General features: G+C 70.7%; 12 protein-coding genes. 3 read left to right on the top strand and 9 right to left on the bottom strand.

The window, feature by feature from the left end:
• Nucleotides 1–13: 13 nt before the first annotated feature.
• Genes ACFQRJ_RS08750 through ACFQRJ_RS08725 form a run of 6 tightly spaced genes read right to left on the bottom strand, consistent with a single transcriptional unit; the run spans nt 14 to nt 8,106 of the window.
• Nucleotides 14–2,611: a glycoside hydrolase family 2 protein gene (locus tag ACFQRJ_RS08750; RefSeq protein ID WP_377018625.1), complete on the bottom strand. Its 2,598-nt coding sequence runs from the start codon at nt 2,609–2,611 to the stop codon at nt 14–16.
• Complete coding sequence (locus tag ACFQRJ_RS08745) at nt 2,612–3,469, bottom strand: ABC transporter ATP-binding protein (RefSeq protein ID WP_377018624.1); 858 nt, start codon at nt 3,467–3,469, stop codon at nt 2,612–2,614.
• Entirely contained in the window at nt 3,466–4,464 is a 999-nt protein-coding gene (locus ACFQRJ_RS08740; RefSeq protein ID WP_377018623.1) for an ABC transporter ATP-binding protein, read from the bottom strand. The genes ACFQRJ_RS08745 and ACFQRJ_RS08740 overlap by 4 nt, the downstream gene beginning before the upstream one ends.
• On the bottom strand, nt 4,461–5,411 hold the full coding sequence (locus tag ACFQRJ_RS08735; protein WP_377018622.1) for an ABC transporter permease: 951 nt from the start codon (nt 5,409–5,411) through the stop codon (nt 4,461–4,463). The genes ACFQRJ_RS08740 and ACFQRJ_RS08735 overlap by 4 nt, the downstream gene beginning before the upstream one ends.
• Before the next feature lie 9 nt (nt 5,412–5,420).
• Nucleotides 5,421–6,407: an ABC transporter permease gene (locus tag ACFQRJ_RS08730; protein WP_377018621.1), complete on the bottom strand. Its 987-nt coding sequence runs from the start codon at nt 6,405–6,407 to the stop codon at nt 5,421–5,423.
• Nucleotides 6,408–6,417: 10 nt separating this feature from the next.
• Complete coding sequence (locus ACFQRJ_RS08725) at nt 6,418–8,106, bottom strand: ABC transporter substrate-binding protein (protein ID WP_377018620.1); 1,689 nt, start codon at nt 8,104–8,106, stop codon at nt 6,418–6,420.
• A gap of 229 nt (nt 8,107–8,335) precedes the next feature.
• Here ACFQRJ_RS08725 and ACFQRJ_RS08720 point away from each other — a divergent pair, with 229 nt between their 5' ends.
• Nucleotides 8,336–9,466, top strand: a complete 1,131-nt coding sequence (locus ACFQRJ_RS08720; protein WP_377018619.1) for an ROK family protein — start codon at nt 8,336–8,338, stop codon at nt 9,464–9,466.
• Nucleotides 9,467–9,548: 82 nt separating this feature from the next.
• Complete coding sequence (locus ACFQRJ_RS08715) at nt 9,549–10,769, top strand: MFS transporter (protein WP_377018618.1); 1,221 nt, start codon at nt 9,549–9,551, stop codon at nt 10,767–10,769.
• A gap of 6 nt (nt 10,770–10,775) precedes the next feature.
• Here the strand turns inward: ACFQRJ_RS08715 and ACFQRJ_RS08710 are convergent, their stop codons facing one another.
• On the bottom strand, nt 10,776–11,426 hold the full coding sequence (locus ACFQRJ_RS08710) for a DinB family protein (RefSeq protein ID WP_377018617.1): 651 nt from the start codon (nt 11,424–11,426) through the stop codon (nt 10,776–10,778).
• Entirely contained in the window at nt 11,423–12,061 is a 639-nt protein-coding gene (locus tag ACFQRJ_RS08705) for a DUF664 domain-containing protein (protein WP_377018616.1), read from the bottom strand. The genes ACFQRJ_RS08710 and ACFQRJ_RS08705 overlap by 4 nt, the downstream gene beginning before the upstream one ends.
• A 106-nt stretch (nt 12,062–12,167) precedes the next feature.
• On the opposite strand from ACFQRJ_RS08705, the gene ACFQRJ_RS08700 reads away from it, so the two are divergent.
• Nucleotides 12,168–13,124 (top strand): helix-turn-helix transcriptional regulator, encoded by a 957-nt coding sequence (locus ACFQRJ_RS08700; protein WP_377018615.1) that lies wholly within the window; start codon nt 12,168–12,170, stop codon nt 13,122–13,124.
• Between the two features lie 33 nt (nt 13,125–13,157).
• On the opposite strand, the gene ACFQRJ_RS08695 is transcribed toward ACFQRJ_RS08700, so the two are convergent.
• Complete coding sequence (locus ACFQRJ_RS08695) at nt 13,158–14,015, bottom strand: sulfite exporter TauE/SafE family protein (protein ID WP_377018614.1); 858 nt, start codon at nt 14,013–14,015, stop codon at nt 13,158–13,160.
• Between the last annotated feature and the right edge of the window lie 199 nt (nt 14,016–14,214).

Genomic DNA, 14,214 nt, shown 5'->3' with positions numbered 1-14,214 from the left:
CGCGCGCCGATGCTCAGACGGCGCGCGAACGCGCCCGCGCCACCAGGTCGTTGGCGGTCAGCAGCACGTCCTCGGCCAGGAATGCCTGCGGGTCGGCCGTCGAGTTCGTGCGCACGCGCACGACGGCGCTCTCTCCCGGCAGCAGGGTGGTCAGCTGGCGGTCGACGTCGGCGGCCGGATCGACCTTGTCGGCCAGGACACACAGGTCGCGGACGGTCCCGGTCGCCCTGACGGTGATCGCCACGCCGTCCTCCGTCGTCGCGGCCGAGGCGGTGAACGCGCCGTCGGCCAGCGCGGAGTCACGGTCCTCCGCGAAGAAATGCACCGTGCGCACCGGGGCGGAGGGGGCCGCCCCCGCAGCCGTCGCCGACCCGTCGGGCTCCTCGCTCGAGCTGTCGAACTCCACGACGAGCACCTCGCGGGCGGCGTCCCCGGGGCTCGCCAGCAGCGCCGGAACGGGCAGGGTGGCCGCTGAACGGGCCTCGACCCGCACGTCGAGGCTGTCCTCGGCGAGCACGGTGCCCTCGTAATCCTGGCGTCGCAGCCGGAGCCGCCCGGTGAGGGCCTGGTCGGTGTCGTTGCCGAGGCTGATGGCCGGGCCCTGCTGGCCGGGCTGGATGGTCAGCAGCACCGGTGCGTAGAGGTCGCGCAGCGCGTACCAGAGCAGCTTGCGGCGACCGTCGCCGTCGACCGCGGCCCAGGAGGTGACCGGCCAGCAGTCGTTCAGCTGCCACACGATGGTGCCGCCGCAGATCGGCCAATAGGATCGGTAGTGGCCGATGCCGCAGGTCAGCGCGCGGGCCTGGTTCAACTGGGTGGCGAAGTGGAAGTCGTCGAACCCCTCGACCGGAGGCAGGTGCGGCGCCATGCCGCGGCGCAGCTTGTCCTGGCCGCCCACGGCCTTCTGGTGGGAGAGCATCGTCTCCGAGTCCGGGTCCAGGGGGCGTTCGGTGATGGCGCGGGCGATGGTCGCGTAGTTCGCCGGGCCCTGATAGCCGAACTCGGCGGAGAACCGCGGGATGGTGTCGCGGTAGCGCTCGTAGTCGTTGTCCTGCTCGGAGGCCCAGGCCACCCAGTTGTGCACGGTCCCGTGATCGGGGTTGCGGGGATCCTCGGGCAGCGGCCGCGAGTAGGGGCTGGTGGGGGTGTAGCTGCGGGTGGGGTCGAGCTCGGCGAGCAGGGCGGGGAACAGCTCGGTGTAGTAGCCGAGACCCCAGGCGGTGCCTTCGGGCAGGGTCTCCTTCCAGCCCCAGTGGTAGTAGCCCTCCACGTTCTCGTTGCTGCCGTTCCAGTGGATCAGCGAGGGATGCCAGGCCAGGCGGACGATGTTCTCGCGGGCCTCGGCCTCGAACTCGCTGCGCAGCGGCTCGGCCTCGGAGTAGGCGGCGCAGGCGGTGGCGAAGTCCTGCCACACCAGGATGCCCACCTCGTCGCACAGGTCGTAGAGCACGTCGGATTCGTAGAGCCCGCCGCCCCAGATGCGCAGCATGTTCATCCCGGCCTCGACGGCGTCGTCCACGCGGGAGCGGTAGTCCGCCGCCCTCAGGCGGGTGGGGAAGCAGTCCTCGGGGATCCAGTTGGCGCCCTTGGCGAGGATCGGGCGGCCGTTGACCACGACGGTGAAGGAGGTGCCGATCTCGTCGGGCTCCTCGACCACCCCGGCGGTGCGGAAGGCGATGCGGTGCTCGCGGTTCTCGAGAACCGCTCCGTCGGCGTCACGCAGCTCGAGCTGAACCGTGTACAGGGGCTGGTCGCCGTAGCCGCGGGGCCACCACAGCTGCGGCTCAGCGACGTTGAGCGCGAGATCGACGTCGTCGGCCGACTCGCGGATGATCGCCTGGTCGACCTCTGTTCCGGCCGGGTCCAGCAGCTGCGCGCGCAGCTCGAACTCGGAGTCATCGAGCAGGTCGGCGCGCTCGACGGCTGCGGCCAGGGAGACCGCTCCTGAGCTTCCCTCGACGGTGACGCGCGGGCGCACCTCGGCCAGGCGCGCGGTGGACCACTCCTCCAGCGCGATCGGGCCGGCGATGCCGCTGGTGACCAGCACCGGACCCCAGTCCCACCCGAAGTTGCAGGCCATCTTGCGGATCGCGTTGTAGGGCAGGTCGTTGCCCACCACGGGGAGCTCGCCGAGCACGGCGGTGTTCTCGCGGGCGGTGCGCAGCGGCGAGGCGAAGAGGATCTCCAGCTCGTTGGGGCCCGCACGCAGCGCGTCGGTGACGTCGAAGCGCCAGGAGCGGTGCTGGTTCTGCACGGCGGCGATGCGCCGGCCGTTGAGCATGATCGTGGCGGCGGTGTCGAGGCTGGCTGCGACCAGGTCCACCCGGTCCGCTGCGGTGCCGTTCCCGTCGGACCATTCGAACTCGGTGCGGTAGAGGACGTCGCACTCGCCCGTCCACTGCAGCTCGTGCTCGTGGCGGTCGACGTAGGGATCGGGGATGAGGCCGGCATTGTGGAGATCGGTGACGAAGCTGCCCGGCACGATCGCGGGGACGTCGACCGCCTCGAACGGGGCGGGCCCGGCGGTGATGGTCATCGTCCAGCCGCCGCGCAGCTCGTGGCGGCGTGCGGCGAGGGCGGCGGCGGTATCGACATCGACGAGCTCGTTCATTCAGGCGTCCTCCGACGGGGCGAGGTGGTCCGGCATGGGTACACCGCGGCGCTCCGCCTCGGCGAGGAACCGCGGATTGTTCCCGGGTTCCGGGGCGGCCACCAGCAGCTGCCGGGTGAAGGACGCCTGCGGGCGCAGGATGACGTCGTCGGCCGGCCCGCGTTCGACGACCTCTCCGCGGTACATCACCAGGATCTCATCCGAGAAGTGGCGGGCCGTCGCGAGGTCGTGGGTTATGTAGAGCATCGCGAGGTTCTCCTCGCGCTGCAGGCGCGCGAGCAGGTTCAGTACCCCCAGGCGGATCGAGACGTCCAGCATCGAGACGGGCTCGTCGGCGATCAGCACGCTGGGTTCGGGGGCGAGGGCACGGGCGATCGCCACCCGCTGGCGCTGCCCGCCGGAGAGCTCGTGCGGTTTGCGGTCGATGAAGTCGGCCGACGGGGAGAGGTTGACGCGGTCCAGCAGCTCGCACACGCGCTGGCGCACGTTCGCTCGGGTGGCCTTGCCGTGGAGCAGGAGGGGCCGCTCGATGTGGTGGCCGATGCTGTGGAACGGGTTCAGCGAGGCGAAGGGATCCTGGAAGACCATCTGCACCTCGTCGCGGTACTCGCGCAGGGCGCGACCCCGGCGGCCGATGGGCCGGCCGTTCAGCGTGATCGTCCCCGAGCTGGGGCGCTCCAGCTGCGCGATCAGCTTGGCGATGGTGGACTTGCCGGAACCGGACTGGCCGACGACGGCGACGGTACGGCCGGGAGCGAGCTCGAAGCTGACCTCCTGGACCGCGCGGAGGGCGAAGAAGCGCACGCCCTGACGGATCCGGTAGGTCTTGCTGAGCTTGTCGACGGCGAGAGTCGTCATCGTGTCTCCTGTGATCCGTCGGTGTGCGTGCCCGTTCCCGCCTCGGCAGGATCCGTCCCGGCGGGCTCCTGTCCGGCGGGTTCCTGCCCGGGCCCGCCGAAGCCGGCGCGGACGAAGTCCCCGGTGCTCCCCGTGAGGGAGGGGAAGGAGCCCAGGAGTTTGCGCGTGTAGGCGGCCTTCGGCTCGAAGTACAGGTTCTCGGCGGTCTCCAGCTCCACGATCTTCCCCGAGCGCATCACGGCGATGCGATCGGAGACCTCCAGCAGCATCGGCAGGTCGTGGGTGATGAACACGACCGCGAAGCCGAGGTCCTGGCGCAGCCGCAGCACCTCCTGCAGGATCTCCCGCTGGACCACGACGTCCAGTGCCGTCGTCGGCTCGTCCATGATCATCAGCTGGGGGTCCAGTGCCAGCGCCATGGCGATCATGACCCGCTGGCGCATGCCGCCGGAGAGCTCGTGCGGGAAGGCGTTGAGGCGGGCGGGGTCCACGCCCACCAGCTCCAGCAGCTCCTCGCTGCGCTCCAGGCGCTGCCGCTTCGTCATGTGCGGACGGTGCGTGGTGAACACGTCGCCCAGCTGCGTCCGCACGCTCAGCACAGGGTTCAGCGAGTTCATCGCGCCCTGGAACACCATCGCCACCTTCGACCAGCGGAAGGCTCGCAGGCTCTCCCCCTCCAGCGCGAGCACGTCGACGTCCTCCCCGGTGACGTGGTCGTGGAAGGTCACCGAACCGCCGGTGATCCGCGCCGGCGGCCGGTGCAGTTGATTGAGTCCGTAGGCCAGGGTCGTCTTCCCGCAGCCCGACTCCCCTGCCAGCCCCAGGATCTCGCCGCGGTGCAGGACGAACGAAGCACCCTGGACGGCGTGAACCGGCTCCTCGACCTCGTAGACCACGTCGAGACCCTCGACCGTCAGCACCGGTTCCTCTCGCACCGGTGAGCCGGAGCGCTCCTCCTCGAACCCTGCAGAGAGCTCGGTTGTCTCGGTGCTCATGCGTCAGCTCCGTCGTGATCGGCCTTCTCCGCGGCCCTGACCTGCTTCATCGCCTTCGGGGCGAGCTTGAGCCGCGGGTTGATGATGGTGTCGATGGAGAAATTCACCAGCGACAGCCCGGCCCCGAGGGCGGCGATCAGCAGGCCCGGCGGGACGAACCACCACCAGCCGCCCAGGGTGAGCGCCTGGCCGTTCTGGGCGTAGTAGAGCATCGAGCCCCAGGTCTGCGTGCCCACCACTCCGAGGCCGATGAAGCTCAGCCCTGCCTCCCCGAGGATCGCGGTGATCAGGGCGAAGACGAAGCCGCTGGACATCACCGGCAGCAGGTTCGGCAGGATCTCCACCGAGATGATGCGCCAGGGCCTCTCCCCCGCGATGCGCGCGGCGTAGACATAGTCGCGGGTGCGGATCGAGAGGGTCTGGGACCGCAGCACGCGCGCCGCGGCCGCCCACGACGTGATCGCGAGGATCACCGAGATCAGCACCAGCCCGCGCTGCTGGACGTAGGAGCCGATCACGATCATCAGCGGCAGCCCCGGCAGGATCAGCACCACGTTGGTGAACAGCGAGAAGAACTCGTCGATCCAGCCGCCCAGATACCCGCCGAGGATGCCGAAGAACGCGGAGAGGAACAGCGCCAGCGCCGCCACCAGCACCCCCACGATCAGGGAGCCGCGGGTGGCGTGGGCGAGCTGGGCGAGCACGTCCTGACCGGTCTGGGTGGTGCCCAGCAGGTGGTCCGAACTGGGCGGCTGCATGCCGCTGTTGTGCACCGCCAGCGGGTCCTGGACCACGAACGGCCCGATGATCCCGAACAGCACGATGGCCACCACGAGTCCCGCGCCGACGATCAGGGACGGGGTCAGCAGCCGCCGGAGGCGGTCACCGCGGCGAGCGGGGGCGCTGCCGGTGGCGGCACGCGCCGTGGCGAGAGCTCTGGTCGTCATGTCGCCTCCTCAGCCGCGGACCCGGGTCCGCGGGTCGATCACGCCGTAGAGCAGGTCCACCGCCAGGTTCGTCGCCAGCACGGAGACCGTGATGATGAGGAACAGGCCCTGCATGAGCGCGTAGTCGTTGTTGTGGACGGCCTGCAGCATCGTGTAACCGATGCCGGGGTAGGAGAACACCGTCTCCACCACGATCGAGCCGGAGACGACGAAGCCCAGCGAGATCGCGAAGCCCGAGACGCTGGGCAGCACCGCGTTGCGGGCGGCGTACATCAGCATCACCCGACGCGGGGCCAGCCCCTTCGCCTCGGCGGTGAGGATGTAGTCCTCGCTGAGGGTGGAGACCATCATGTTGCGCATCCCCAGCAGCCAGCCGCCGAGCGAGGACAGCACGATCGTCAGCGCCGGCAGGAAGCCGTGGTAGATCGCGTTGGAGATGAACGGGTAGTCGACGGCGGGACGCACCAGGGTGACGTCGTAGCCGCCGGAGACGGGGAACCAGCCCAGGTTCACCGAGAACACGTACACGAACAGCAGCGCGAGCCAGAAGTACGGAACCGCCTGCATGACCGTGGTCGAGGGGATCAGGGAGTCCAGCCACGTCCCCCGGCGCCAGCCGGCGATCATGCCGAGCGAGACGCCGATGACGAACGTGATGGCCGTGGCCAGTCCCACCAGCACCAACGTCCACGGCAGGGAGTGGCCGATCACCTGCCCCACGGGGGTGGGGAAGTAGGTCACCGAGACCCCGAGGTTCCCGCTCAGCAGCCGCCCGATGTATTCGACGTACTCCTGGACCAGGTTGCCGCTGTCGTCGGCCCCGAGCATCACCTCGATGGCCTGGCGGGTCTCCGGCTGGACGGGACCCCGCAGGGAGAGTTTGGCCAGGACGGCGTCGACCGGGCTGCCGGGCAGCATCCGGGGGATGAGGAAGTTCAGCGTCACGGCCGCCCACAGCGCGACCAGGTAGAAGCCGAGTTTGCGCACCAGATGCATGCAGGTGCCCTCAGCCCTGGACCGGGGTGACCGTCTTCAGCACCTCGGCGTTGTCCGGGGCGGACCACGCCATCGGGTACACGTACGGGTCCTCCTGGGTCGGCCAGCCGGTCACTCGCGAGTTGTTGTACTCCGTCAGGCTCGAGCCGATCAGCAGCGGGATCGCGGGCATCTGCTCCACCAGTCGCTGCTGCACGGTGAAGTACTGCTGCTTCTTCTCCTCGACATCGTCGGTGCCGGAGGCGGCCTCCAGGGCGTCGTCCAGCGCCTGGTCCGAGAAGCGGGTGATGTTCTGGTACGGGTTGCCGTTCTCCCCGACCGGGACGGTGCTCTCGGTGGAGAAGTGCGTGCGATAGGGGTAGTACGGATCGGGCGCGGGTCCCTGGCCGACGGAGTCGATGACCAGCTGGAAGGTGCCCTTGGCCTTGGAGTCGTTCCACTCGTTGACCGAGACCTGCTGCGGGACGAGCTCGATGCCCACCTCCTTGTACTGCTGGGCGAGGGTGTCCAGCGCGGTCACGAAGTCGGACCAGCCCGAGGGGCAGGAGGCGGTCATGGACACGCGCACCCCGTCCTTCTCGTAGATCCCGTCGGACCCTTCGGTGTAGCCGGCGTCCTCGAGCACGCGCCGGGCCTCGTCGGGCTGGGCGTTCCAGGGCGCGAGCTCGATCGAGGGGTCGATGAACTCGGCGTCGCGCTCGGGCAGGGCGAAGGCGGGCGAGATGTCGCTGCCGAGGCCGAAGAACGCCAGCGCGGACAGCTGCTCGCGGTCCACGCCGTAGTACAGGGCCTGGCGCACGGCGACGTCGGTCTGCGGTCCCTCGCACCCCAGGTCAGGGTTGCAGGCGGCGAACAGTGCGGCCTGGGAGGTGGGGGTGTTGGTGTAGCTGAGGTCGGGGTTGTCCTCGACGTGGGCGTCGATGTCCGGGATCGCGGTGGACATGTAGTCGATCTCGCCGGCGAGCCACTTGTCGGTGGCGACCTGGTTCCCGGACTGGGTCAGGGCGCGCACGCCCCCGATGGCGGGAACGCCCTCTTCCCAGTAGGAGTCGTTGGCCGTGAGCAGGTAGGACTCGGGGGTGAAGTCACTGAGCCGGAAGGCCCCGGTGCCGATCGGCTCCTCGTTGGGATAGGTCGCGAGATCCTCGACGTCGGCGAAGAGGTGCTCGGGGAGGATCCAGGTGCGGCCCAGCGCGTTGGGGCCCTCGGTGAAGGAGGGGCGGTCATAGGTGATGGTCACCGACGTCTCGTCCACGACCTCGGCCGACGGGGCGGTCCCCGCCGGGTTCAGCGCCTCGTTGTCCCGGATGGCGTTGAACGTGAAGGCGACGTCCTCGGCGGTGAAGTCCTCACCGTCGTGCCAAGTCACCCCTTGGCGGATCGCCACGGTCAGCTGCGTGCCGTCCTCGTTCCACTCGAAGCTCTCGCCCAGCAGCGGCTTGGGTTCGACGTCGATGGCCTTCAGCGGGTCGTAGTAGAACAGCGGCTCGAAGATCGGACCCTGGACCAGGGAGATGACCGAGGGCGAGTGGGGGTTGAGGTTGCGGCTGATCTCCCCGGCCCCGGTGAGGACCGTGATGGTCGGGCGCCCTTCCTCGCTCTCTTCGAGATTGGAGGTCGGGGCGCACGAGGCCAGCGCGACGGTGCCGGTGCCGCTGACGGCGGCAAGCTTGTACAGATCTCGACGACTGAGGTGCATCGTTGCTCTCCTTGGTCACGCATCGTCGCGTGATGAGTCGTTCACTGGGGAACTTCCTTCATCTGTTTAATGAAGTAGGAGTAGTCTCCGGAGCGGCCGACCATCCGTCAAGGGATGTCGTGGCTCACACAGGCAACGAAACGGTCACGACGATCCCGGAGAATCACGAGGACACCGCGGAGCCGGGCACGTCCCGGGCCCGGCACGGACCCGCATCAGGGGGTGCACCATGACTGCCACCGGCGAGCGCCGAGCGTCCTCGACCGATGCCGCGATCCTCGAGATGGTCCGCCGCCGCACGGAGACCACCCGGGTGGAGATCGCCCGCGAGCTCGGGGTCACCCCCGCCACCGTCACCTACGCCGTCAAACGCCTGATGGCTGCCGGCCTCCTGGTCGAGACCGGGTTGGCCCGCTCCAACGGTGGCAAGCGGGCCTCACTGCTGCGGCTGAACAACCGGGCACGGCGCGCCATCGGCTGCACCATCGAGGCCGACCGCCTCTCGATGGTCGGCGTGGACATGACCGGGGCACTCCGCTCCCGCGTGGTGCTGCCCCTGGCCCCCGACGCCTCCCCCGCCGCGGTCTCGGCCGTGCTGCGCGACGCCCTGGAGACGATGGAACCGGACCGGGATCCGCACTCGACCACCGGCATCGGCTTCGCCACCCCGGTGCGGGCCGACGGTCGCGGCGAGGAGCTGCTCGCGGCCGTTACCGGCGACCTCGCGTTCCCCACCACCAGCGCCGACGCGTCCACTTGTGCCGCGCTGGGCAGCTTCTGGAGCGGGGAGCAGCCGGAGCACGGGATGACGGCGACGGTGCACATGGACGACCGTCTCGGGCTGACGATCCTGCGGGACGGCCAGCCGCTGGAGAGCGCCCCGGGCGCGACGCTCGACCACGTCTGCGTCGACCCGCACGGACCGCCGTGCTCGTGCGGGGCCGCCGGCTGCCTGACGCGCTATGCCTCTCCCGGGGCTATCCGGGACGCCGCGGCCGAGGACGACGGGCTGGCCGGTCCCGCCCTGACCAGTGACGTCGTGCGGATCGCCTTGGCCGCCACGCGCGGGGATCCCCGAGCACTGAGCGTCCTCGACGATGCCTTCACCGCACTGGCCCGAGCGACCTGGACCATCACCAGCGCTGTCGGCATCCGGGCGGTGGTCTTCTCGGGCGCCGGTATCCAGGCCGCACCGGGACTGCTGCACGCGACCGCTGGCCGCTACCTCGCGGAACGCTCGCACGCGACCGGGATCCCGTTGGACGTGGCGGTCTCCCAGGTCCAGCCGCATCCCGGGGCGGTCGGCGCCGCCGTGCTCGCCCTGCAGACCTTCATGGAGCCCGGCGGCCAGCAGCGCTGAGAGCCGGCGTGCCCCGGGGTAAGCTCGCAGGCACCGTTGCGTGGCCGTGCGGCCCGTCCGAGCGAAGGAACCCCACGGTCCAGTGAACACCTCCGGCACTGTCGACGCCCAGGCCACCGCGCCCAGCCGCGTCCCGTACCGCACGCTGATCTGGCTCGCGGTGGCCACCTTCACCACCGGTATCGACGGCTATGTGCTGGCCGGGCTGCTGCCGGACATCGCCGCCGACCTCGACGTCACCGCCGCGCTGGCCGGGCAGCTGGTGGCGGTCTTCGCCCTCACCTCAGCGGTCGCCGGGCCGATCCTCGGTGCCCTCACCAGCGGCTGGGAGCAGCGCCGCACGATCCTGGCAGCGCTGGCCACGTTCATCGCCGGCAACCTCCTCACGGCGATCGCCCCGACCTACGCGATGGCTCTCAGCGGCCGGGTCGTCGCGGCGCTGGGCGGGTGCCTGCTGGGCGCGGCGGTGACCGGCTACGTCGTGCATCTGGTGCCGGAGCGGCATCGCGGGCGGGCGCTGTCGTTCGTGCTGGGTGGGTGGATGACGGCCACGGCGCTGGGGGTCCCCGTCGGCCTGATCCTCGGCCAGAGCAGCTGGCGCCTGCCCCTGATCCTGGTCTCCGCGGTGGGGGCGGCGGCGCTGGTGGGGATCGCGCTCCGCCTGCCCCACCTGCGGTATCCCTCCTCGAGCCTGCGTGCGCGGCTGCGGCCCCTCGCGCAGCCCCGGCTGGTGGCGGGGCTGCTGGTCTCGACCGGTGTGCTGTGCGCGAGCTACATCTGCTTCACCTATGCGGTGCTGATCCTCGGGCCCACGCACTCGGCGCCGTGGATGATGATCGTGCTGATGTGCGCCTACGGGGTGGCGAGCATGAGCGGCAATGCCGTGACGGGGCGGCTCGCGGACCGATTCTCCCCGGTGCGCGTGCTCACGCTGATCCTGGCGGGCCTGCTGGTCAATGCGCTGTTCGGAGCGCTCTCCCTCGCCCTGGCGGCGCCGGCGGCCGTGGCCGTGCTCAGCGTCGTGTGGTTCGTCCTCGCCGGCATCGGCAACGGGGGCCACGCCGTCCCGCAGCAGGCGCGGCTGGCCGCGATGGCACCGGCATCCGCCTCCGTGGTCATGGCGCTGAACGCCAGCGCCATCTCGCTCGGCAATGCCCTCGGGGGCGGAGCCGGTGGACTGGCCCTTGCCGGCGGCCTCGATCCGAGCCGCCTGCCGTTGCTCGCGGCGGCGGTGCTGGCGGTGACCCTGCCCCTGCATCTGCTCGTGGCGCACTGGCCGCGCCGTCCGCGGCCAGTGCGCTGACCGGGCTCACCCCCGGTGCGCCCAGAGGTCACGTAGCAGGGCGATCTCGGCCAGGTGGTGGATGAGCTCGCGGTTGATGTGGGCGACGAGCGTGGCACGGGAGTACTCGGCCCACGGGCCCTCGGCCTCTCCTGCGGCGACCTGCAGGTCCGCCTCGTCCCAGGCGCGCACGCCGCTCAGCCACCGCTCGTACTCCGCATCGAACTGGGCGAGGGCGTCGTGGGCCGTGGCCGCGTACGTCCAGCTCATGTAATCCGCCGCGGGCCCGCCCAGGTGGGCCGCACTGCGCGCGGCCAGGATGCCGACGATGATGTGCCCGAACCGCCAGGCGATGGTGGTCATCGGTGCCGGGTCCGGTTCGGGGAACTCGAAGTCGATGACCATGTCGCCGGCGCCGCCCTGGAGGGCCGCCGGCGGCGTCTGCCCCGGGGGGGTGCGGGGGTGGACGCTCCAGGCGCTGCCGTCGGGCGTGGGATCGAAGAAGTACTCCTCGTCGATCAAACCCTCCAGGCGGGGCCGCACGTACTCGCGCACGTGGTGGTCGATCTGGTCGAACAGCACGGTGGCGAGGTCGCCGCCGACGCCGGCCGGCTGCTCGGTGGTCTCGCGGGAACCTATGGTCTCGTGGGGATCGGTGGTGGGGACCATGGTGGTCATCTCCTTGATGTGGATGCGGGCTGAGCGGGTGGGCACTTCGTGGGCAGGCACGGCTGCCCGTCGGCCAGGGCGTTGAGCTCGTAGGCGATCTTGGCGTCGATGCTCTCCCGGATGATGTCGGCGTGGCCGGCGTGGCGGGCGAACTCCTCGATGCTGTGCAGAGCGATCCAGCGCACGGTCCACTGCTCCGTTCCACTGAGCCACGGTGCCTCGGGGACCGCGACGGGGGCGTCGAGGTCGGCGTCCTCGAGAGAGACCGCCAGTCGCGTCGCCACCGTCTCCAGCGCCTCGCGCAGGGAGTCCGCTGTGTCCTCACCGTGCGCCGCGCTCATCCCTCCCCCGCTGAGCGCCTCGGAGTGTTCGGACCTGAGCGCGGTGGGCGGCGAGTCATCGGAGGTTCCCTGCGCCGAGTGCGAGCGGGCCGTGGCGTCCTGGACCTGAGCCACGAAGGCGTCGGCGACCTCGAGGACGTGGCGGGCGAGAACCGCGAGGCTCAGCTCAGAGGCGGAGGGATGCGCGGTGAGCTGGTCGCGGTCCAGTCCCTGGAGGGTGGTCGCGACCTGTCGGATCTGCTGGTGCGCGAAGACGGCGAGGCCCTCGCGCTCGGTGGTGATGTCTCGGGTCAGGAACGGCATCGTGCTCTCCCCTGCTGCTCGTCGGCCCGCTGGTCGATGCGGTCGGGATCCACTCTGCGGGGCTGCGCGGACAGATTCTGTCCTCGGAGGGAGGCAGACTGTGCCCATGAGCGACGTGACGAGGAGAGCCCTGCAGCTGCTGGCACTGCTGCAGTCCCGCACCGTGTGGACCGGACCCGAGCTCGCCGAGCGGCTCGAGGTCACGGTGCGCACGGTGCGCCGTGACGTCGACCGCCTGCGGGAGATGGGCTACCCGGTGCTGACGTCGGCCGGGCATGGCGGCGGGTATCAGCTCGGCGCGGGCCGGGAGCTGCCGCCGCTGCTGCTGGGGGCGCATGAGGCGGTGGCTGTGGCCGTCGGGCTGCGCCTGGCGGCGACCTCCGGCATCGAGGGACTGGACGCCGAGGCGCTGCGTGCCCTGGCCGCGCTGGATCGGATCCTGCCGCCGGAGGTCCGCACCGGGGTCTCGGCCATCGCCGATGCGATGGGGGTCGTCGCCCGGCCCGTCCCGGGCGCCCGGTCGGAGGTGCTGCTGACCCTGGCCACGGCGGTCCGCGACGGCACGCGCGTGCGGGTGGACTACGAACGCGCCGACGGTCAGCGCGCCGAACGACGCATCGAACCGCATCGCGTGCTGACCGTGGACGCCCACTGGTACCTGTTCGCCTGGGACCTCGATCGCGAGGACTGGCGCACCTTCCGGCTGGACCGGATGCACGATGTCCACCCCAGCACCTTCCCGATCACCCCACGGCCGACGCCGGACATCGAGCGCACCGTCCGTGAGTCCATCACCGTCGGCGGGTACGAGACCTGGGTGACGGTCCGGCTGCTGCGCCCCTACGAGGAGATCGCCCCGCGGGTCCCCGCTCGCACCGCGACCATCACCCCGGACGGGGAGAACGCCTGCATCCTGCGGGCGGGTGCCGACGACCTCCGGTGGCTCGTCGCGCGCCTGGCGCAGCTGGGGGCGCCGGTGGAGGTGATCGAGCCCCCGGAGATGCTCACCGCGCTGCAGGAGTTGGGCCACTGGGCTGCGAGCGCCCGCGCTGCCTCATCCTGAGCCGGCCGGGCCGCTCGCGCGCCTGCCCGCGCATCACACGAGCAGCAGTCCGATCGCCGAGGCGACCGTGAGCACCAGGACGGCGTTCTCGAACACGCCCTGGGGAATGCGCCGGGCCAGTTTCGCGCCGCCCAGTGCGCCCAGCAGGACCAGTGGGATGAGGAGCGCGTCCATCACCAGGGTCTCCCGCGTGATCAGGCCGAGCCCGGCGGAGAAGGGCAGCTTGAGCACGTTGACGATGGCGAAGAACCAGGCCGCGGTGCCCAGGAAGGTCAGCACCGGCATGCGCATGGCGTAGAAGTACATCGACATCACCGGTCCCCCGGCGTTGGCGACCATCGTGGTGAACCCGCCGAGCAGTCCGTACCCGGCGCGGCTCAGCGCGGTGCGTGCACTCGAACGCGGAGCCTGCTGTGCGGCGGCGGCCCGGGTGGCAGGCAGGGCGCTCGAGGTGTCGGCACTCGAGGTGTCGGCGCTCGCTCCGTCGGCCGCCTTCTCGCGCTGAGCGGCGCGGCGACGCCAGACGGTCACCGCCACCAATGCCAGCAGGATGACGCCGATGGTGCCGCGCACGGCCTCCCCACCGACCGTGGCGAAGAAGATCGTGCCGGCCACGACGCCGACCAGGACGCTGGGGATCAGCCGCACCAGAGTGCGCACATCGGGCTCTCGCCGATAGACCCACAGCGCCGTCGCGTCCCCGACGATCAGAATCAGCAGCAGCGCCGCCGTGGATTCCTTGGCGGGCATGGCCAGGGCGAACAGTCCGACGGCGATGGTTCCGGCGCCGGGCAGGGCCGTCTTGGAGAAGCCCACCACGAGGGCGCCGGCGCACACCAGCAGCCACGAGGCGGCGCTGAGGGTGGGCAGCAGCGCGGCGAGGTCGGGCATGGTCGGTGAACCTACCAGCGCCGGGCGGCACCGGGGTAACTCTGGGCAGTGCGATGGCGGGTCACCGCGGCCCTCCGGCAAGAACATGTAGCTGACGGGTGTTGTCAAGCTGGTTGGAGTCAGTGGCTGTTCTGGGTCAGGCTGTTTGCACGAGGTGATTGATCCCGACCGTAGCTGGTGGGGACGGCGTTTTGGGTTT

The organism is Brachybacterium sp. GCM10030252 (assembly GCF_042666535.1).
GTDB lineage: Bacteria > Actinomycetota > Actinomycetes > Actinomycetales > Dermabacteraceae > Brachybacterium.
This window is presented reverse-complemented; position numbering and strand designations above follow the sequence as displayed.